This window comes from Polaromonas sp. P4_F6 (assembly GCF_056401275.1).
In genome coordinates this window covers 226,433-242,986 of the sequence record NZ_JBFUJQ010000004.1, presented here as the reverse complement: position 1 = coordinate 242,986, position 16,554 = coordinate 226,433, and the positions used below count along the sequence as shown (strand labels likewise).

General features: G+C 63.6%; 19 protein-coding genes and 1 tRNA gene. 10 read left to right on the top strand and 10 right to left on the bottom strand.

Going from position 1 to position 16,554, the window contains the following annotated elements; genetic code table 11:
• The first annotated feature begins 13 nt into the window (after positions 1-13).
• Both AC1DUN_RS12870 and ugpQ read left to right on the top strand, forming a co-directional pair.
• The gene (locus tag AC1DUN_RS12870) at positions 14-1,033 is read left to right on the top strand and encodes a sn-glycerol-3-phosphate import ATP-binding protein UgpC (protein WP_477661100.1); all 1,020 of its coding nucleotides are present in this window, start codon (positions 14-16) and stop codon (positions 1,031-1,033) included.
• 31 nt (positions 1,034-1,064) lie between these two features.
• Complete coding sequence (ugpQ, locus tag AC1DUN_RS12865; RefSeq protein WP_477714280.1) at positions 1,065-1,817, top strand: glycerophosphodiester phosphodiesterase; 753 nt, start codon at positions 1,065-1,067, stop codon at positions 1,815-1,817.
• Between the two features lie 4 nt (positions 1,818-1,821).
• On the opposite strand, the gene AC1DUN_RS12860 is transcribed toward ugpQ, so the two are convergent.
• Positions 1,822-2,112 carry a hypothetical protein gene (locus AC1DUN_RS12860; protein WP_477714279.1) on the bottom strand — a complete coding sequence of 97 codons (291 nt, stop codon included), beginning with the start codon at positions 2,110-2,112 and terminating at the stop codon, positions 1,822-1,824.
• Between the two features lie 138 nt (positions 2,113-2,250).
• Between AC1DUN_RS12860 and hemA the strand changes: the two genes are divergently transcribed.
• The 4 genes from hemA to grxD all read left to right on the top strand — a co-directional run bounded on the left by hemA (position 2,251) and on the right by grxD (position 6,119).
• Positions 2,251-3,540 carry a glutamyl-tRNA reductase gene (gene hemA / locus AC1DUN_RS12855; RefSeq protein WP_477714278.1) on the top strand — a complete coding sequence of 430 codons (1,290 nt, stop codon included), beginning with the start codon at positions 2,251-2,253 and terminating at the stop codon, positions 3,538-3,540.
• Positions 3,541-3,654: 114 nt separating this feature from the next.
• On the top strand, positions 3,655-4,776 hold the full coding sequence (gene prfA, locus AC1DUN_RS12850; RefSeq protein ID WP_477714277.1) for a peptide chain release factor 1: 1,122 nt from the start codon (positions 3,655-3,657) through the stop codon (positions 4,774-4,776).
• A 12-nt stretch (positions 4,777-4,788) separates the two neighbouring features.
• A complete protein-coding gene (gene prmC, locus AC1DUN_RS12845) occupies positions 4,789-5,643 on the top strand; it encodes a peptide chain release factor N(5)-glutamine methyltransferase (RefSeq protein ID WP_477714276.1) in 855 nt (284 codons plus the stop codon).
• A gap of 146 nt (positions 5,644-5,789) precedes the next feature.
• Positions 5,790-6,119, top strand: coding sequence for a Grx4 family monothiol glutaredoxin (gene grxD, locus AC1DUN_RS12840; protein WP_007868007.1), 330 nt, complete (start codon positions 5,790-5,792; stop codon positions 6,117-6,119).
• Between the two features lie 50 nt (positions 6,120-6,169).
• On the opposite strand, the gene AC1DUN_RS12835 is transcribed toward grxD, so the two are convergent.
• The 9 genes from AC1DUN_RS12835 to AC1DUN_RS12795 form a co-directional block, all read right to left on the bottom strand.
• Entirely contained in the window at positions 6,170-6,448 is a 279-nt protein-coding gene (locus AC1DUN_RS12835; RefSeq protein WP_477714275.1) for a hypothetical protein, read from the bottom strand.
• A 73-nt stretch (positions 6,449-6,521) separates the two neighbouring features.
• Positions 6,522-6,737: a DNA gyrase inhibitor YacG gene (locus AC1DUN_RS12830; protein ID WP_007868011.1), complete on the bottom strand. Its 216-nt coding sequence runs from the start codon at positions 6,735-6,737 to the stop codon at positions 6,522-6,524.
• A 61-nt stretch (positions 6,738-6,798) separates the two neighbouring features.
• A complete protein-coding gene (gene zapD / locus AC1DUN_RS12825; RefSeq protein WP_007868013.1) occupies positions 6,799-7,554 on the bottom strand; it encodes a cell division protein ZapD in 756 nt (251 codons plus the stop codon).
• Positions 7,555-7,599: 45 nt separating this feature from the next.
• On the bottom strand, positions 7,600-8,211 hold the full coding sequence (gene coaE, locus AC1DUN_RS12820; RefSeq protein WP_477714274.1) for a dephospho-CoA kinase: 612 nt from the start codon (positions 8,209-8,211) through the stop codon (positions 7,600-7,602).
• Positions 8,212-8,215: 4 nt separating this feature from the next.
• Positions 8,216-9,067, bottom strand: coding sequence for a prepilin peptidase (locus tag AC1DUN_RS12815; protein WP_477714273.1), 852 nt, complete (start codon positions 9,065-9,067; stop codon positions 8,216-8,218).
• Positions 9,067-10,284, bottom strand: a complete 1,218-nt coding sequence (locus tag AC1DUN_RS12810) for a type II secretion system F family protein (RefSeq protein WP_477714272.1) — start codon at positions 10,282-10,284, stop codon at positions 9,067-9,069. Before AC1DUN_RS12810 ends, AC1DUN_RS12815 begins: the two co-directional genes overlap by 1 nt.
• Positions 10,285-10,368: 84 nt before the next feature.
• Positions 10,369-12,102, bottom strand: coding sequence for a type IV-A pilus assembly ATPase PilB (gene pilB, locus AC1DUN_RS12805; RefSeq protein ID WP_477714271.1), 1,734 nt, complete (start codon positions 12,100-12,102; stop codon positions 10,369-10,371).
• Between the two features lie 133 nt (positions 12,103-12,235).
• Positions 12,236-12,312 (bottom strand) — tRNA-Pro (locus AC1DUN_RS12800).
• 17 nt (positions 12,313-12,329) lie between these two features.
• On the bottom strand, positions 12,330-13,313 hold the full coding sequence (locus tag AC1DUN_RS12795; RefSeq protein WP_477714270.1) for a polyprenyl synthetase family protein: 984 nt from the start codon (positions 13,311-13,313) through the stop codon (positions 12,330-12,332).
• 184 nt (positions 13,314-13,497) lie between these two features.
• Here AC1DUN_RS12795 and rplU point away from each other — a divergent pair, with 184 nt between their 5' ends.
• The 4 genes from rplU to proB all read left to right on the top strand — a co-directional run bounded on the left by rplU (position 13,498) and on the right by proB (position 16,548).
• Positions 13,498-13,809 carry a 50S ribosomal protein L21 gene (gene rplU, locus AC1DUN_RS12790; RefSeq protein WP_007868028.1) on the top strand — a complete coding sequence of 104 codons (312 nt, stop codon included), beginning with the start codon at positions 13,498-13,500 and terminating at the stop codon, positions 13,807-13,809.
• A gap of 27 nt (positions 13,810-13,836) precedes the next feature.
• On the top strand, positions 13,837-14,094 hold the full coding sequence (rpmA, locus tag AC1DUN_RS12785; RefSeq protein WP_007868030.1) for a 50S ribosomal protein L27: 258 nt from the start codon (positions 13,837-13,839) through the stop codon (positions 14,092-14,094).
• 117 nt (positions 14,095-14,211) lie between these two features.
• A complete protein-coding gene (gene cgtA, locus AC1DUN_RS12780) occupies positions 14,212-15,297 on the top strand; it encodes an Obg family GTPase CgtA (RefSeq protein WP_007868035.1) in 1,086 nt (361 codons plus the stop codon).
• 114 nt (positions 15,298-15,411) lie between these two features.
• Positions 15,412-16,548, top strand: coding sequence for a glutamate 5-kinase (gene proB, locus AC1DUN_RS12775; RefSeq protein WP_074577942.1), 1,137 nt, complete (start codon positions 15,412-15,414; stop codon positions 16,546-16,548).
• The last annotated feature ends 6 nt before the right edge of the window (positions 16,549-16,554 follow it).

Genomic DNA, 16,554 nt, shown 5'->3' with positions numbered 1-16,554 from the left:
ACGGAACACAGATATGGCATCCCTTTCATTCAACAACGTCATCAAGCGCTACGGCTCTGGCAAGGACGCGCTGCAGGTGCTGCACGGCGTGAACGCCGACATCGCCGACCACGAATTCATCGTGATCGTCGGGCCCTCGGGCTGCGGAAAATCCACCCTGCTGCGCATGGTGGCCGGCCTGGAAGAAGTCAGCGACGGGCAAATCTCCATAGGCGGCAAGGTCGTCAACCAGCTGGAGCCTTCCGAGCGGGACATCGCCATGGTGTTCCAGAACTACGCGCTTTACCCGCACATGAGCGTCTTCGACAACATGGCCTACGGCCTGAAGATCGCCAAGGTGCCCAAGGACGAGATCAAGACGCGCGTCGACAAGGCCGCCAAGATCCTGGAACTGGGCCACCTGCTGGACCGCAAGCCCCGTGCGCTTTCGGGCGGCCAGCGCCAGCGCGTGGCCATGGGCCGCGCCATCGTGCGCCAGCCGCAGGTGTTCCTGTTCGACGAGCCGCTGTCCAACCTGGACGCCAAGCTGCGCGTGCAGACGCGCCTGGAAATCCAGAAGCTGCACCGCGAGCTCGGCATCACCTCGCTCTTCGTGACCCACGACCAGGTCGAGGCCATGACGCTGGCGCAGCGCATGATGGTGATGAACGCGGGCCGCATGGAGCAGTTCGGCACGCCCGAAGAGGTCTACAACCGCCCCGCCACCACCTTTGTGGCGAGTTTCATGGGCTCGCCGCCCATGAACCTGCTCAAGCAGGCGCCGAATGCCGACTTCGGCGGCAAGCCGGGCGCCATCCTGGGCATACGTCCCGAGCACCTGACGGTAGGCGCCACCGGCTGGGCCGTGCAGGTCGACACGATTGAAATGCTGGGCGCCGAGCGGCTGGTGTATTGCCGCATGGGCGGTGAAGCCCTCATCGTGCGCACCGATGAAAGCCTGTCGACGGCGCCCGAAATCGGCGCGACCATCCACGTCACGCCGCGCGCCGACCGCCTGCACTGGTTTGACGCGGACACCGGAAAACGCCTGTAATCTTTCAGTTTTAGCAGTTCCCGAGAAGACCATGACGAATTCCGTGACCGCCGCCAGCTGGCCCTATCCGCGCTGGGTGGCGCACCGCGGTGCCGGCAAGCTGGCGCCCGAAAACACCCTGGCCTCCTTCATGCTGGGCGCCCGCCACGGCTACCGCATGTTCGAGTGCGACGTGAAGCTCAGCGCTGACGGCATCCCGTTTTTGCTGCATGACGCGACGCTGGAGCGCACGAGCAACGGCAAGGGCGTGGCCGGCGAGTTGGGCTGGGAAGCGCTGGCAAAGCTGGACGCCGGCAGCTGGCATTCGCCGGCCTTTGCCGCCGAAGGCCTGGCCAGCTTTGAGCGCATCGCCCGCTTTTGCCTGGACAAGGCCTATTTCCTGAATATCGAGATCAAGCCCACGCCGGGCGCGGAGGCCCGTACCGGCACCGTCGTGGCCAACGAGGCGGCCCGGCTGTGGCAAGGCACGGCGATTCCGCCGCTGCTGACTTCTTTCCAGCCGCTGTCACTGGAAGCGGCCCGCGCCGCCCAGCCCCAGCTGCCGCGCGGCCTGCTGCTCGACGAACTGCCGGCCCACTGGCTGGAAACAGCCACCCGGCTGGGCTGCGTGGCCATTGTCTGCAACCACAAGCTCTGGAACGCCGACACCGTGGCGCAGGCCAAAAAGGCCGGCTTCAGGCTGCTGAGCTACACGGTGAACGACGAGGCCAATGTAAAAAGGCTGCTGGCGCTGGGCACCGACGGCATCATCACGGACGCGGTGAACGTCTTCAAGCCCGACTAGGCTTTCAGGCTCTCCAGGCGCCCAACAGCACCCACTGGCAAAACGCCGCACCGCCCACCATCGCGGCATAGGTCATCATCTTCCCGTCCCGGCCGAAAAAAACCAGGCCGGCGACCAGCACCGCCACATTCGCGGCGAAAACAATCGCCGTCTGCGCCCACCAGGTGGCGGCGACCGGCCGGCTTGACCGGAATAGGCCGCCAAAGACACGGCTGGACAGCACCAGCAGCAGCGCGACGGCGGCGGCCGGCAGGACAAAATTGAGCAGGTGATTGGCCAGCAGGTAAAAGGTCATGCGCTTGCGATGGTTGGAAATGCCGGGAAGGTGCCGGAAAGGTGCCGGGAAGACGCCAAAACAGGCTCTCAAAAGGGCTATCAGGGCGATTGTCAGGGCTTCCCGCCGGCCCGGCCGCTTCAATTTTATAATCCGGGGATGTCAGTCTGGGCCCTTGGGCTAAACCATAACACCGCACCGCTCGATTTGCGCGGGCGATTCGCCTACGCCCTGGACCAGATAGCGCCCACTTTGCGCGGCCTGCGCGCCTCGCTGGCGCGCCAGCCCGAGGCGACGCTGCTCTCGACCTGCAACCGCACCGAGATCTATTGCGCCGGCGACAAGACCGACCTGGACCACACGCTGGAGTGGCTGGCGCACAACGGCGGCGTTTCGCCCGCCCTGCTGCGCTCGCATGCCTACACCCTGCAGGGCGACCAGGTCGCCCGCCATGCCTTTCGCGTGGCCAGCGGCCTGGACTCCATGGTGCTGGGCGAGCCGCAAATCCTGGGCCAGATGAAAGACGCGGTGCGCGCCGCCGAAGATGCCGGCGCCATGGGCACCACGCTGCACCAGCTGTTCCAGCGTTCCTTCGCCGTGGCCAAGGAGGTGCGCAGCAGCACAGAAATCGGCGCGCACAGCATCAGCATGGCGGCGGCCAGCGTGCGCCTGGCCGGCCAGCTGTTTGAGAACCTGAGCGACATCAAGGTACTGTTTGTCGGCGCCGGCGAGATGATCGACCTGGCGGCCACCCACTTCGCCGCCAAAAACCCCAAGGCCATGGCGATTGCCAACCGCACGCTGGAGCGCGGCGAAAAGCTGGCCAGCCGCTTTGGCGCCGAAGTCATGCGCCTGGCCGACCTGCCCAGCCGCCTGCACGAATTCGACGCGGTGATCAGTTGTACCGCCAGTACGCTGCCCATCATCGGCCTGGGCGCCGTGGAGCGCGCCGTCAAGCTGCGCAAGCACCGCCCCATGTTCATGGTTGACCTGGCCGTGCCGCGCGACATCGAGCCCGAAGTCAAGGCCCTGCCCGACATCTACCTCTACACGGTGGACGACCTGGCGCACGTGGTGCAGACCGGCAAGGACAGCCGCAAGGCCGCCGTGGCGCAGGCCGAGGTCATCATCGACGCCGGTGTGCAGAATTTCATGCACTGGCTGGCCCAGCGCCGCAGCGTGCCGCTGATTCAGCAGCTCAATGCGCAGACCGACGAATGGCGCGCCGCCGAAATCGTGCGCGCCAAAAAACTGCTGGCCAAGGGCGAGCCCATAGAAACGGTGCTGGAAGCCTTGACCCGCGGCCTGACCCAGAAGATGCTGCACGGCACGCTGGCCGAGCTGCACGCGGGCGACGCCAGCAGCCGGGAAGCCACGGCGCAGGCCGTTTCCAGGCTGTTTTTGCGCGGCCAGCTGCCCAAAATCCAGCCCGACGACAAAGAGCGTTAGCGCAGGTCCCTGCGCTGATGCCTCGCGCCGGCTGCCAGCCGGCGGCTTTATTGACGGCCTTGCGGCCCCCTCTTCAGCTCTTTCGGCTCTTTCGGCTTTCCCTCCCCCACACCCATGAAACCCTTTCTTCGCCAAACCCTGGACCGCCAGCTTTTGCGGCTGCACGAGCTGGACGCGCTGCTGTCCGCCAGCGACGTGGTCAGCGACCTGGACCGTTTTCGCGCCCTGACCCGCGAACATGCCGAGGCCAGCGTGGTGGCCGAGCAGTACATGCGGCTGACCGGCCGCGAGGCCGACCTGGCCGGCGCCGAAAGCATGCTGGCCGAAGCCAAAGACGATCCCGAGATGGCCGCCATGGCCGAGGAAGAGATCGCCGCGGCCAAGGCCGACATCGCGCAGATCGACGAAGCCCTGCAGCTGATGCTGATACCCAAGGACCCGGACGACGTGCGGCCGGCCTTTGTGGAAATCCGCGCGGGCACGGGCGGCGACGAGTCGGCGCTGTTTGCGGGCGACCTGTTCCGCATGTACACCCGCTTTGCCGAGCGCAACCGCTGGCAGGTCGAGATCATCAGCGAGTCGCCGAGCGAGCTGGGCGGCTACAAGGAGGTGGTGCTGCGCATCGAGGGCGCCGCCGACGCCATGGGCGTGGGCGTCTACGGCAAGCTGCGCTTCGAGTCGGGCGGCCACCGCGTGCAACGCGTGCCCGCCACCGAAACCCAGGGCCGCATCCATACCAGCGCCTGCACCGTGGCGGTGATGCCCGAACCCGACGAGGCCGTGGCCATACAGATCAACCCGACCGACCTGCGCATAGACACCTACCGCGCCAGCGGCGCCGGCGGCCAGCACATCAACAAGACCGACTCGGCCGTGCGCATCACGCACATCCCGACCGGCATCGTCGCCGAATGCCAGGAAGGCCGCAGCCAGCACAGCAACAAGGCCCAGGCGCTCAAGGTGCTGACCGCCCGCATCCATGAAAAAGACCGCGCGGAACGCGCCGCCAAGGATGCGGCCCTGCGCAAGGGCCTGGTCGGCACGGGCGACCGCAGCGACCGCATCCGTACCTACAACTTCCCGCAGGGGCGGCTGACCGACCACCGCATCAACCTGACGCTGTACAAGCTGCTGGCCATCATGGAAGGCGACCTGGGCGACGTGATCACCGCGCTGCAGGTGGCGCGCGGCGCCGAGCAGCTGGCCGAACTCGAAACCGCCAACAGCGGGCTCTGAGGCATCTCCGCCATGAACGCGCCCAACTGCGCCCAGGCCCTGGCCGCCGCCCAGACCCTGGGGCTGGACCGGCTGGACGCCCAGTTGCTGCTGCTGCACGCCCTGGGCAAGCCCGGCGACGCGCGGGCCTGGCTGCTGGCGCACGACACCGATGTGCTGCCGGAGCAGGCTGCGCAAGATTTCCGTGCCATGTGCCTGCGCCGGGCCGCCGGGGAGCCCCTGGCCTACATCGTCGGCGAAAAGGAGTTTTTCGGCCTGACGCTGCGGGTGGATGCCCGCGTGCTGGTGCCGCGGCCCGACACCGAAACCCTGGTGGAGTGGGCGCTCGAGCGCCTGCGCGTGCCCGGCGCGCCGCCAGCCCCCGCGGTGCTGGACCTGGGCACGGGCAGCGGTGCGATCGCGCTGGCCATCGCGCACAGCCTGCAGGCCGACGGCCGCCGGGGCAAGGTCACGGCCGTGGATGCCAGCGCCGATGCGCTGGAGGTGGCCCGCGGCAATGCCGCGCGCCTGGGGCTGAAACTGGATTTCATCCAAAGCCACTGGCTGGAGAAAGTTGGTGGACACTTTCACCTGGTCGCCAGCAATCCACCCTATATCGCCAGCACCGACCATCACCTGGAGGCCCTGGCCTACGAACCCCTGGCTGCGCTGGCCGCCGGTGCGGACGGGCTGGACGACATCCGCGAGATCGTCCAGCAGGTGCCCGGCCATTTGCTGCCGGGCGGCTGGCTGCTGCTGGAGCATGGTTACGACCAAGCCGAGGCGGTATGCGCCCTGCTGGCCCAGGCCGGTTTTGACCAGGTCCAAAGCCGGCTGGACCTGGCCGGCATCGCGCGCTGCTCGGGCGGATTGTGGGCTGGCGGGTGAGCCGGCCACGCGGGATGCCAAACGGCGGGATAATCGGGCTGTTGAATTCTGCGTGCCAGATTCCATCTAACTAGCATCACCTGTCCCCGATCCGGGGCCGGGCACGGGCGCCAGTCCCTCCCAAGGATTCCCAAAGGATTTTCACCATGAGCAGCACAGACCCTACCCAGCAACGCATCGCCGAAATCGTCAAATCCAGCGATGTGGTCCTTTTCATGAAGGGCACGGCCCAGTTCCCCATGTGCGGTTTCTCCGGCCGCGCCATCCAGGTCCTCAAGGCCTGCGGCGTGAACAAGCCCGCCACGGTGAACGTGCTGGAGGACGAAGAAATCCGCCAGGGCATCAAGGAATTCAGCAACTGGCCCACCATCCCCCAGCTGTATGTGAAGGGCGAGTTCATAGGCGGCTCGGACATCATGATGGAGATGTACCAGAGCGGCGAGCTCCAGCAGGTGCTGGGCACGCCGGCAGCCTGAAGGCACAGGCAGCCCCCTGCGGGCCGCCTCCCCTACCGGGTCAAAACCGGTCAGCGCGTATAGCCTGAGCAGGCGCCCGCGTCCACGCCGCCCTTGCATTCGCGCTTGAGGCGCGCGGTGCGCTGGGCGGGCGTTTCCCCAGACCCATTGATGAACTTGACCTTGCCGCCCGCAGCGGATTTGACGGCAGTTTTTTTGGCTTTGGATTTGGACTTGGCGGGCTTGTCGCCCTCCGGCGCCGGCGGGGTTTGCGCACGGGCCTGGCTTGCCGCCAGGGCGGCCACCATGATCGCGGCCAGCAATGGCGCCATCAAAGACTTCTTGCTCATTTTTCGCTCCCTCTCTTTTTTTGCTTTTTGCTCTCTCACGAAACGCGGGTGACACCGCGTGCCTCGGCAAATTCTATTGCAGCTTGGGATCGCCAAAAACTTCGTCGTCGGGCGGTGTATCCGCGGGCAGGCGAAAACCTTCGCTGGCCCAGGCGCCCAAGTCTATGTTTTTGCAGCGCTCGCTGCAAAACGGGCGAAACGGGTTGCTGGGCGCGTAAACGCTTTCACCGCCGCAGCCTGGGCATACGACCAGTTTGACGGGTGGGGATTCTTTTTTCATCGCAGGCATGTTTCAGGACAAGTCTGGGGAACCATCGAGCAATGCGGCCTATGGCTGGCAAGGCCTTGGGTCAGGAACAGAGTGTCAGTTCAAACGCCGAATCTTCGGTGCTGGCATGCAGCCGGTCGTCGTCGCCGTGGCGCATGAGGCGCACCGACACAATCAGGCGATTGCCGCTGATTTCGGGGATCAGCCCCAGGGCGGGGTCAATCCGCAGGCGCAGGAGTTGGAAGGTGCGCCCTTGCGGCAGCGTCTGCTGGTATTGGCCGCCCGGCGCCACCACCTTTTGCGGCGCCCCGGAGTCGCGCAGCAAGGTCAGCAGCACGCGTATGGACTCGGCCAGGGGCACCAGCGGGGTGATCCAGCGCTGCAGGTCCTGCTTGCGCACCTCGGTCTGCAGGTGCTGCCAGGCGTAATAGGCCGGCAGGTCAAATTCGCAGGTGCCGCCCGGAATGCCGACGCGGCTGCGGATGCTCATGAGCCAGTCGTTTTCGGTCAGGGATTGGCCGGCCTTGCCGGGCAGGCTGTTCAGGGCGGAAAAGCAGCTTTCGAGCTGCCCGGTCACCTCGTCAAGAACGGCCTCCGAAATGGCCGGGTTGCCGCGGTAGCCGTTGAGGACGTGTTTCTGTTTCTCAAGGTCCTTGAGGACATCGGTCTTGAGGTCGGCCCGGGCGCCCACGTCCATGATTTCAAAGATGGTCGTGATGGCGTAGTGGTGGTCCGTCGGACTGTCCCGTTCCACCAGTTCGCCAAGGCGGCGGAACAGGTGTTCAAGTCGCAAATACGTGCGTATGCGTTCGTGAAAAGGGTACTCGTAAAGGATCACAGCGCTATGTTTTCGTCGGCATCAATGAGGAGGTTTGTTTGCGCATCATAGCCCGAAGCGCGCGGCAAGCCGCCGCACCTCGGCATCCAGGGCCTCCAGCGGCAAACCATCATTGTGCAGGCATATGTCGGCGGCCGACAGGCGCTGCGCGCGGCTGGCCTGGCCGGCAATGACTTTTTCCACCGCCTCGCGAGGCCAGCCGTTGCGGGCCATCACCCGGCTGACCTGGGTGGCTTCACCGCAGTCCACGACCAGCACCCGGTCCAGTTGCTGCCGCCAGCGGCCGGATTCCACCAGCAGGGGAACGTCGAACACCACGCAGGCGCGGCCGGCAGCGGCGGCCTGCTCGTATTGCCGCAAGGTCTCCGTGCTGACCAGGGGGTGGACGATGGACTCCAGCCGTCGCCTGGCGGAGGGGTCGTCAAAGGCCAGCTGGCGCATCCGGTCGCGGTCCATGGCGCCTTCGGTGGTGACCATAGCGGTGCCGAATTGCGCCGCAATCTCCTTGACGGCGGCACCGCCGGCCGCCGTGACCGCACGGGAGATTGCATCGGCATCCACCAGCGCCGCGCCGCAGGCCACCAGGGTGCGGGCAACCGTGCTTTTTCCGCTGCCTATGCCGCCGGTCAGTCCGATGCGCAAAGCTGCACGGCGCATGGCATCACAGGCCGATAAAGCGCAGGATGGATTGAGGCCCGAAGACCATGGCCGTGAAGCCCGCTCCGGCCAGGAATGGGCCGAAGGGCACATAACCGCCTTCACGCAATCCGCTGGAAAACTTCATCGCGATGCCGACGAGGGCGCCGATCACGGAGGCCATCAGGATCATGGGCACCAGCGCCTGCCAGCCGAACCAGGCGCCGAGCGCGGCGAAAAGCTTGAAGTCGCCGTAGCCCATGCCTTCCTTGCCGGTGACGAGCTTGAAGGCCCAATAGACCAGCCACAGGCAGAGGTAGCCGGCAACCGCCCCCCACAGGGCCGTCGGCAGATTGACCGACGGGTTCCACTGAAGGGCGGCGACGATCAGGCCGGCCCACAGCAAGGGCAAGGTGATATCGTCCGGCAGCAAGGTGGTGTCCCAGTCGATCACGGCCAGGGCCAGCAGCGCGGCGGAAAAGCCGCACCAGGCTACAGCGGTCAACGACCAGCCCCAGCGCGATACGCAAAAGAAGAACAGCGCGCCCGTCACCGCTTCCACGATGGGATAGCGCAGGCCGTAGGGCGTGCCGCATACCGAGCATTTGCCCCGAAGGATCAGGTAGCTGGCGACCGGGATGTTTTCATACCAGCGTATGACATGGCCACAGCTGGAGCAGCGCGAACGCGGCACCAGCAAATTGAATTTTTCGGCGGGCTCCTGGGGTGTTTCGCTCAGTTCGGCGCACTCCCGTGCCCACTGCCGCTCCATGATTTTGGGCAGGCGGTATATGACGACGTTGAGGAAACTGCCGATCAGAAGGCCCAGAAAACCGGCCAGCGAAGCGTCGAACGCCGGCCCGAGACCGGTCCCCATCAAACGACTTGACCCAGCTTGAAAATGGGCAGATACATGGAAACCACGATGCCGCCGATCAGAGTGCCCAGGAACACGATGATGATGGGCTCCATCAGACTGGAAAGGCCCGCCACCATTTCGTCGACTTCCGCTTCATAAAAGTCGGCAGCCTTGCCCAGCATGTGGTCGATGGAGCCGGATTCCTCGCCGATCGCGCACATCTGCAGCACCATGGATGGAAACAGATTGGCATTCGTCATGGCCGCGGTCAGGCTGGTACCTGTGGAAACTTCCTGCTGAATCTTCTCCGTGGCTTCGGCATACTTTGAATTACCGGAAGCGCCGCCGACCGAATCCAGTGCCTCGACCAGAGGCACGCCCGCGGCGAACATCGTGGCAAGGGTGCGGGTCCAGCGGGCGATACAGGATTTTTCGATCAGGGCACCGAAAACGGGCACCTTGAGCAAGGCCCTGTCCATGAATTTCTGCATTTTCTCGTTGCGCTTCCAGGCCTGGAAGAAGAAATAGAGTCCACCGCCTATACCGCCAAAAATCAACCACCAGTAGGCGACAAAAAACTCACTCATCGCAATGACGACCATCGTAGGGGCCGGCAGATCCGCGCCAAACGAGGAGAACACGGTTTTGAATGCCGGAATCACGAAAATCATGATGACGGCAACCACCACAAAGGCCACCACCACCACCGAAGTGGGATACATCAGGGCCGACTTGATCTTGGACTTGATGGCCTCGGTTTTTTCCATGTAGGTCGCCAGGCGGTCCAGCAGGGATTCCAGGATACCGGCGGCCTCACCGGCCTCGACCAGGTTGCAATAGAGCGCATTGAAATACAGCGGGTATTTGCGAAACGCGGCGCTCAGGGAGGTTCCGGTCTCCACGTCGGTGCGCACATCATTGAGCAGTTTGGTGACGCTGGCATTGGCATTGCCGCGGCCTACAATGTCGAAGGCCTGCAGCAACGGCACGCCGGCTTTCATCATGGTGGCCAGCTGGCGGGTAAAAATGGCAATATCCTTGGGCTTGATAGCCTTGCCGGCGCGCATCTTGCGCTTCTTGATTTTGGTGGGCAAGACGCCCTGGCGACGCAGCGAGGACTTGACCTGGTTTTCGCCGACGGCCCGGATTTCTCCGCGAACCTGCTTGCCGCCGCGGTCCTTGCCTTCCCACTCGAAAACAAATTCCTTGATGCCCTTGGATACTGCAGTTGCCATGATGCTTTCTCGTTGTATCGACAGTCTCAGACCGCCCTGTCGCCACGGTCACTCCGCCGGGTGGCGGCCCTTGAACGCAGCTGCTTAAACATTGGTACAGCCCAGAATCTCTTCCAACGAAGTCATGCCGAGCTTGACTTTGGACAACCCCGACACGCGCAAGCTTTTGACTCCCTCCGCCTCCGCCTGGGCCGCAATTTCCAGGGCGCTGCCGTCGCGAAGGACGATACGCTGAATCTCTTCGGAAATGGGCATAACCTGATAAACACCGACACGGCCTTTGTAACCATTCGTACACATTGAGCAGCCGACCGGCCGGTAAGGCGTCCAGGAACCGTCCACATCATCCTCGGTGAAACCCGCATCCAGCAGGGTCTCGCGCGGGATGTCCGCAGGGGCTTTGCAGTTGGGGCACAGGCGGCGTGCCAGCCGCTGGGCGGTGATCAGGATCACGCTGGAAGCGATGTTGAAGGGTGCAATGCCCATGTTGCGCATACGCGTCAGTGTGGTCGGCGCATCGTTGGTGTGCAGCGTCGACATGACCATGTGGCCGGTCTGCGCGGCCTTGATCGCGATATCGGCGGTTTCGAGGTCCCGGATCTCACCGACCATGATGATGTCGGGATCCTGCCGCAGGAAGGCCTTGAGCGCGACCGAAAATGTCATGCCCGCCTTGTCGTTCATGCTGACCTGGTTGACGCCCGGCAAAGTGATTTCGGCGGGGTCTTCGGCCGTCGCGATGTTGACGCCCGGCTTGTTGAGGATGTTCAGGCAGGTGTAGAGCGAAACGGTTTTCCCCGAACCGGTGGGGCCGGTCACGAGAACCATGCCGTACGGCCGCTGGATGGCATGCAGCAGGCGCTCCTTCTCTGCGGGCTCATAGCCCAGGGCATCGATGCCCAGCTTGGCACTGCTCGGGTCAAGAATACGGATGACGATTTTTTCGCCATACATGGTAGGCAAGGTGCTGACCCGGAAATCGATCACCCGGTCCGGGCCTATCTTGAGCTTCATCTTGCCGTCTTGCGGCACGCGCTTTTCGGAGATGTCGAGCTTGGAAATGACCTTGATGCGCGCGGCCAGCTTTTCCTTGATGGCCACGGGCGGCGACGCGATTTCGCGCAATTCACCGTCAACACGGAAACGCACGCGATAGGTGTGCTCGAACGGCTCGAAGTGCAGATCGGACGCCCGCATGCTGAAGGCATCGAGCAGCATTTTCTGCAGGAATTTGACAACCGGGGCATCTTCGACCTCGGAGACGCTGGCCTCGCTGTCCTCGGTCGACGCTTCGGTGCTGGATTCATCGAACTCGAAATCGTCGCCAATGATGCTTTCCATGGCCTCGGCCGCGGAGGTGTTGGAAACTTCCACCAGCTTGGAAAGCTTGTCATATTCGGCGATCACCCAGTCCACCCCCATCTGGGTGGAGAACTTGATCTTTTCCGCCGCCTCCTGGTCAGACGGATCCGCCGTCGCGACGATCAGGCGGTTGTTGCGCTTGCTCAGGACAACAATGCGGTAGGTTGTACAGATCTTGGGGTCAAGCAGGCCCTTGGGCAAACGCTGGGCGTCAATGGCTTCCAGATCCAGCAAGGGGGCGGCAAAAGCCGTGGACATGGTATGAGCCAGGTCGAACGCGGAAACCGCGCCGGACCCCGTCAGCTCGGCGATAAAGCTGGTTCGTCCGCTTTGGGCCTTGCGAAAAATGTCTTCGGCGGCCTTTTGACCCAGTTTTCCCGCCACCACCAGGGCCCGTCCCAGGCCGGGCAAGGCCATGGAAGGCGATTGGTTGATTGCGGTGTCGACAGCGGCCATGGTTCTCGGGTTTAGCTCAAATATGTATCATCGCTTATAGATTCCCGGGTGTAAATCGAAAACACCCTGACCGCCCCGGCCAGCGTTGGAACTATGCGAAGAAACGCACACTTAAGAAGAAAGAACACAGGCCTGGTCGGGGTGAGAGGATTCGAACCTCCGGCCTCTACGTCCCGAACGTAGCGCTCTACCAGGCTAAGCTACACCCCGCCGTCATACTTAAGAAATCAGGAACGCCTCTCCAGCAATTGGGAGGCCAGCTGCGTCAAGGCATTACTGTAAATGTTTTGCGGCAGCATCCGCAAGGCATTCAGCGCACGCTGGGCCTCCACCGCCGCCGCGTCCCGGGTGGCCGTCAAGGCGCCCGTATGGTGCACGATCTCGATGATCCGCGCCATCTGGTCAGTCCCGCCGGTTTCAATGGCCTGCCGGATAGTGGCTCGCTCCGCCTCGCTGCCGCGCTGCATTGCGATGATCAAGGGAAGGGTTGCCTTGCCTTCCCGCAGGTCATCTCCCAGATTTTTCCCCATTTCCGACACATCGCCGTCGTAATCGAGCACGTCGTCGATCACCTGGAACGCCGTGCCCAGCGCCTGCCCGTAGTCGGCGCAGCTTTGCTCGATAGTGGGCGACGACTGCGCCAGCAAGGCTGCCAGGCGGGCGCTTGCCTCGAACAGCTTGGCCGTTTTGGAGCGGATCACCCTCAGATAGCCCTCCTCGGACAGCGCCGCGTCATGCATATTCATGAGCTGCAGCACCTCGCCTTCCGCAATCACGTTGGTGGCTTCGGCCAGGGTTTGCATGACGCGCATGTCCCCGGCTTCCACCATCATCTGGAAAGCCCGGGAGTACAGAAAATCGCCGACCAGCACGCTCGCCGGGTTGCCAAAGGCCTCGTTGGCGGTCGCGCGGCCGCGGCGCAAGGTGGATTCATCCACCACGTCGTCATGCAGCAGGGTCGCCGTGTGGATGAACTCCACGACAGCCGCGAGGTTGTAACGCTGGTCCCCTTGGTAGCCCAGCGCGCCGCACATCAGCAGCAAAAGGGCGGGGCGCAGCCGTTTTCCGCCCGCCGCCACGATGTAGCTGGAAACCTGGCTGACCAGCGGCACCTCGGACTTCAGTCGGCGCTCGATCACCCTGTCCATCCCGCGCATGTCGTCGGCAATCAGGGCGAGGGCGGCGGCGGTGCTTGAAGAATTGGCAGACAAAAGGCGATCCAGACGTTAAGTTTGGCCGATTATAGGAAGCCGCCCTGCCCGTTCTGGCCCGGCCGGCCCGGTAAACCAGCCTAAAAACCCGCAAAACCGCCCCGCTGGCCAATTCCAGCCTGCCATGCTAGAATAGCCGGCTCTGCGGAAATCCGTCTGCAGAACTCAATTTACGAGGTCTTACATGTACGCGGTCATAAAAACCGGTGGCAAACAATACAAGGTTGCTACCGGAGAAAAAATTAAAGTAGAACAGATTGCTGCGGACGTAGGCCAAGAGATCGTTATTGACCAGGTATTGGCTGTCGGCACCGGCAGCTCGATCACGGTTGGTACGCCCTTGGTGTCCGGCGCCACTGTTACAGTCACTGTCCTTTCGCAAGGTAGGCACGACAAGGTTCGCATTTTCAAAATGCGCCGTCGCAAGCACTACCAAAAGCGCCAGGGCCACCGGCAAAACTACACGGAACTGCAAATCGGCGCCATCGCCGGCTGAGCAGGGACGTACCAGGAGTAACGAAAAATGGCACAGAAAAAAGGCGGCGGCTCTACGCGAAACGGGCGTGATTCACAGCCCAAAATGCTGGGCGTCAAGAAATTTGGCGGCGAAGTCATCAACGCAGGCAGCATCATTGTGCGCCAGCGCGGCACCAAGTTCCATCCAGGCGTCAATGTCGGCATCGGCAAGGACCACACCCTGTTTGCACTGGTTGACGGCTCGGTCTCGTTTTCCGTCAAGGGCGCGCTGAACAAGCACACCGTGGACGTGACTCCGGCGTAAGCTGATCACTTCGATAAGTCACTTCGACTGAAACGAAGCCCCGACCTGTCGGGGCTTTTTTGTTTGTAAACTTGATCCGGCCCTCACAGCCCCTGTTTTAACCGCGGCACTCCCATCATGAAATTTGTTGACGAAGCCTTTATTGACATTGCCGCAGGCGATGGCGGGAGTGGCTGCGTCTCGTTCAGCCACGAAAAATACAAAGAATTCGGCGGCCCCAACGGCGGCGACGGCGGGCGCGGCGGCCATGTGTACGCGGTGGCCGACATCAACCTGAACACCCTGGTGGACTTCCGGTTTTCGCGCCGCCACGAGGCCCGCAACGGCCAGCACGGCATGGGCTCGGACATGTTCGGCGCCAAGGGCGACGACATCATCCTCAAGATGCCGGTGGGTACCATCCTGACCGACGCGGAAACCGGTGAGGTTCTCTTTGAGCTGCTGGTTCCCGGCGAGCAGGTCCTGATCGCCAAAGGCGGCGACGGCGGCTTCGGCAACCTGCGCTTCAAGAGCTCGACCAACCGCGCGCCGCGCAGCAAGACGCCCGGCTGGCCCGGCGAGCGCAAAAGCCTCAAGCTGGAACTCAAGGTTCTGGCCGACGTCGGCCTGCTCGGCATGCCTAATGCCGGCAAGTCCACCTTCATCTCGGCGGTCTCCAATGCCCGCCCCCGCATCGCCGACTACCCATTCACCACACTTCACCCCAACCTGGGCGTGGTGCGGGTAGGCCCCGAGCAAAGTTTTGTGGTGGCCGACCTGCCCGGCCTGATAGAAGGCGCTTCCGAAGGCGCGGGCCTGGGCCATCTCTTCCTGCGGCACCTGCAGCGCACCCGCCTGCTGCTGCACATCGTGGACCTGGCGCCCTTCGACGAGGGCGTGGACCCGGTCGCGCAGGCCAAGGCCATCGTCGGCGAGCTCAAGAAATACGACGAAGCGCTGTATGAAAAGCCGCGCTGGCTGGTCCTCAACAAACTGGACATGGTGGACAGCGACAAGCGCGCAGCCATCGTCAAGGATTTCGTCAAGCGCTTCAAATTCAAGGGCCCGGTGTTCGAGATTTCGGCGCTGACGCGCGAGGGCTGCGAGCACCTGATCAAGACGATCTACCAGCACGTCAAGCAGGTTCAGAAAAGCGAACAACCCGTGGAAGAAGTCGACCCGCGCTTTGCCCCGCTGCCTCCTGAACCGCCGGAATCGTCCTGACCCCTCGTTTCCGGCACCCTAGCCGCGGGCAGGTGCAGGGCTGCACTCGCTCCCCCAACAACAATCGCTGCCCACGCCCGTGTCGACGGGACCGCAACCCGAGAAGTACCGAACATGCAAGACAAACCCGGCTCCACCGTCCTGCGCAACGCCAGGCGCATTGTGGTCAAGGTAGGTTCCAGCCTGGTCACCAATGAGGGCCGCGGGCTGGACGCGACCGCCATCGGCCAATGGTGCGAACAGCTGGCAGCCCTCGTCAAGGACGGGCGCGAGGTGATCATGGTGAGCAGCGGTGCCATTGCCGAGGGCATGAAACGCCTGAACTGGGGCAGCCGCCCCAAGGCCATCCATGAACTGCAGGCCGCCGCCGCGGTCGGCCAGATGGGCCTGGTTCAGGTCTATGAGACCAAACTGCGCGAAAACGGCATAGGCAGCGCGCAGGTTCTGCTCACGCATGCCGACCTGGCCGACCGCGAGCGCTACATCAACGCCCGCTCCACCCTGCTGGCCTTGCTGCAGTTGGGCGTTGTGCCCGTCATCAATGAAAACGACACGGTGGTCAACGACGAAATCAAGTTCGGCGACAACGACACGCTGGGCGCGCTGGTGGCCAACCTGGTGGAAGCCGACGCACTGGTCATCCTCACGGACCAGAAGGGCCTGTACACCGCCGACCCGCGCAAGGACCCGGCGGCGCAGTTTGTGCACGAAGCCAAAGCCGGCGACCCGGCGCTGGAAGCCATGGCGGGGGGCGCCGGCTCCAGCATCGGCAAGGGCGGCATGATCACCAAGATACTGGCCGCCAAGCGCGCAGCGGGATCGGGCGCCTCCACCGTGATTGCCTGGGGCCGTGAACCGCAGGCGCTGATCCGGCTGGTACAGGGCGAGCCCATAGGCACCTTGCTGGTGGCGCAGACGCAGAAACTGCAGGCGCGCAAGCAATGGATGGCCGATCACCTTCAGATGCGCGGTTCGGTCACCGTGGACGCGGGCGCGGTGGTCAAGGTACAGGGCGAGGGCAAAAGCCTGCTGCCCATCGGCATGACGGCGGTCCAGGGCGAGTTTTCGCGCGGCGACGTCATCGCCATACGCAGCCCGGAAGGCACGGAGATCGCGCGCGGACTGGCCAATTACTCGAGCGCCGAAGCCCGGCTGATCTGCCGCAAGGCCTCTACTGAATTCGAGCGGCTGCTGGGGTATACGGGTGAACCGGAAATGGTCCACCGCACCAACCTCGTATTGACCCGCTAAGCCCCC

Coding starts and splice junctions, on each gene's coding strand:
- AC1DUN_RS12870 (WP_477661100.1), top strand. CDS start 14: ATGGCATCCCTTTCATTCAACAACGTCATCAAGCGCTACGGCTCTGGC.
- AC1DUN_RS12835 (WP_477714275.1), bottom strand. CDS start 6,448: ATGAGCAAGAAGTCTTTGATGGCGCCATTGCTGGCCGCGATCATGGTG.
- AC1DUN_RS12830 (WP_007868011.1), bottom strand. CDS start 6,737: ATGCCTGCGATGAAAAAAGAATCCCCACCCGTCAAACTGGTCGTATGC.
- rpmA (WP_007868030.1), top strand. CDS start 13,837: ATGGCACAGAAAAAAGGCGGCGGCTCTACGCGAAACGGGCGTGATTCA.
- AC1DUN_RS12815 (WP_477714273.1), bottom strand. CDS start 9,067: ATGGGGACCGGTCTCGGGCCGGCGTTCGACGCTTCGCTGGCCGGTTTT.
- proB (WP_074577942.1), top strand. CDS start 15,412: ATGCAAGACAAACCCGGCTCCACCGTCCTGCGCAACGCCAGGCGCATT.
- ugpQ (WP_477714280.1), top strand. CDS start 1,065: ATGACGAATTCCGTGACCGCCGCCAGCTGGCCCTATCCGCGCTGGGTG.
- grxD (WP_007868007.1), top strand. CDS start 5,790: ATGAGCAGCACAGACCCTACCCAGCAACGCATCGCCGAAATCGTCAAA.
- prmC (WP_477714276.1), top strand. CDS start 4,789: ATGAACGCGCCCAACTGCGCCCAGGCCCTGGCCGCCGCCCAGACCCTG.
- cgtA (WP_007868035.1), top strand. CDS start 14,212: ATGAAATTTGTTGACGAAGCCTTTATTGACATTGCCGCAGGCGATGGC.
- coaE (WP_477714274.1), bottom strand. CDS start 8,211: ATGCGCCGTGCAGCTTTGCGCATCGGACTGACCGGCGGCATAGGCAGC.
- AC1DUN_RS12810 (WP_477714272.1), bottom strand. CDS start 10,284: ATGGCAACTGCAGTATCCAAGGGCATCAAGGAATTTGTTTTCGAGTGG.
- pilB (WP_477714271.1), bottom strand. CDS start 12,102: ATGGCCGCTGTCGACACCGCAATCAACCAATCGCCTTCCATGGCCTTG.
- rplU (WP_007868028.1), top strand. CDS start 13,498: ATGTACGCGGTCATAAAAACCGGTGGCAAACAATACAAGGTTGCTACC.
- hemA (WP_477714278.1), top strand. CDS start 2,251: ATGTCAGTCTGGGCCCTTGGGCTAAACCATAACACCGCACCGCTCGAT.
- AC1DUN_RS12860 (WP_477714279.1), bottom strand. CDS start 2,112: ATGACCTTTTACCTGCTGGCCAATCACCTGCTCAATTTTGTCCTGCCG.
- prfA (WP_477714277.1), top strand. CDS start 3,655: ATGAAACCCTTTCTTCGCCAAACCCTGGACCGCCAGCTTTTGCGGCTG.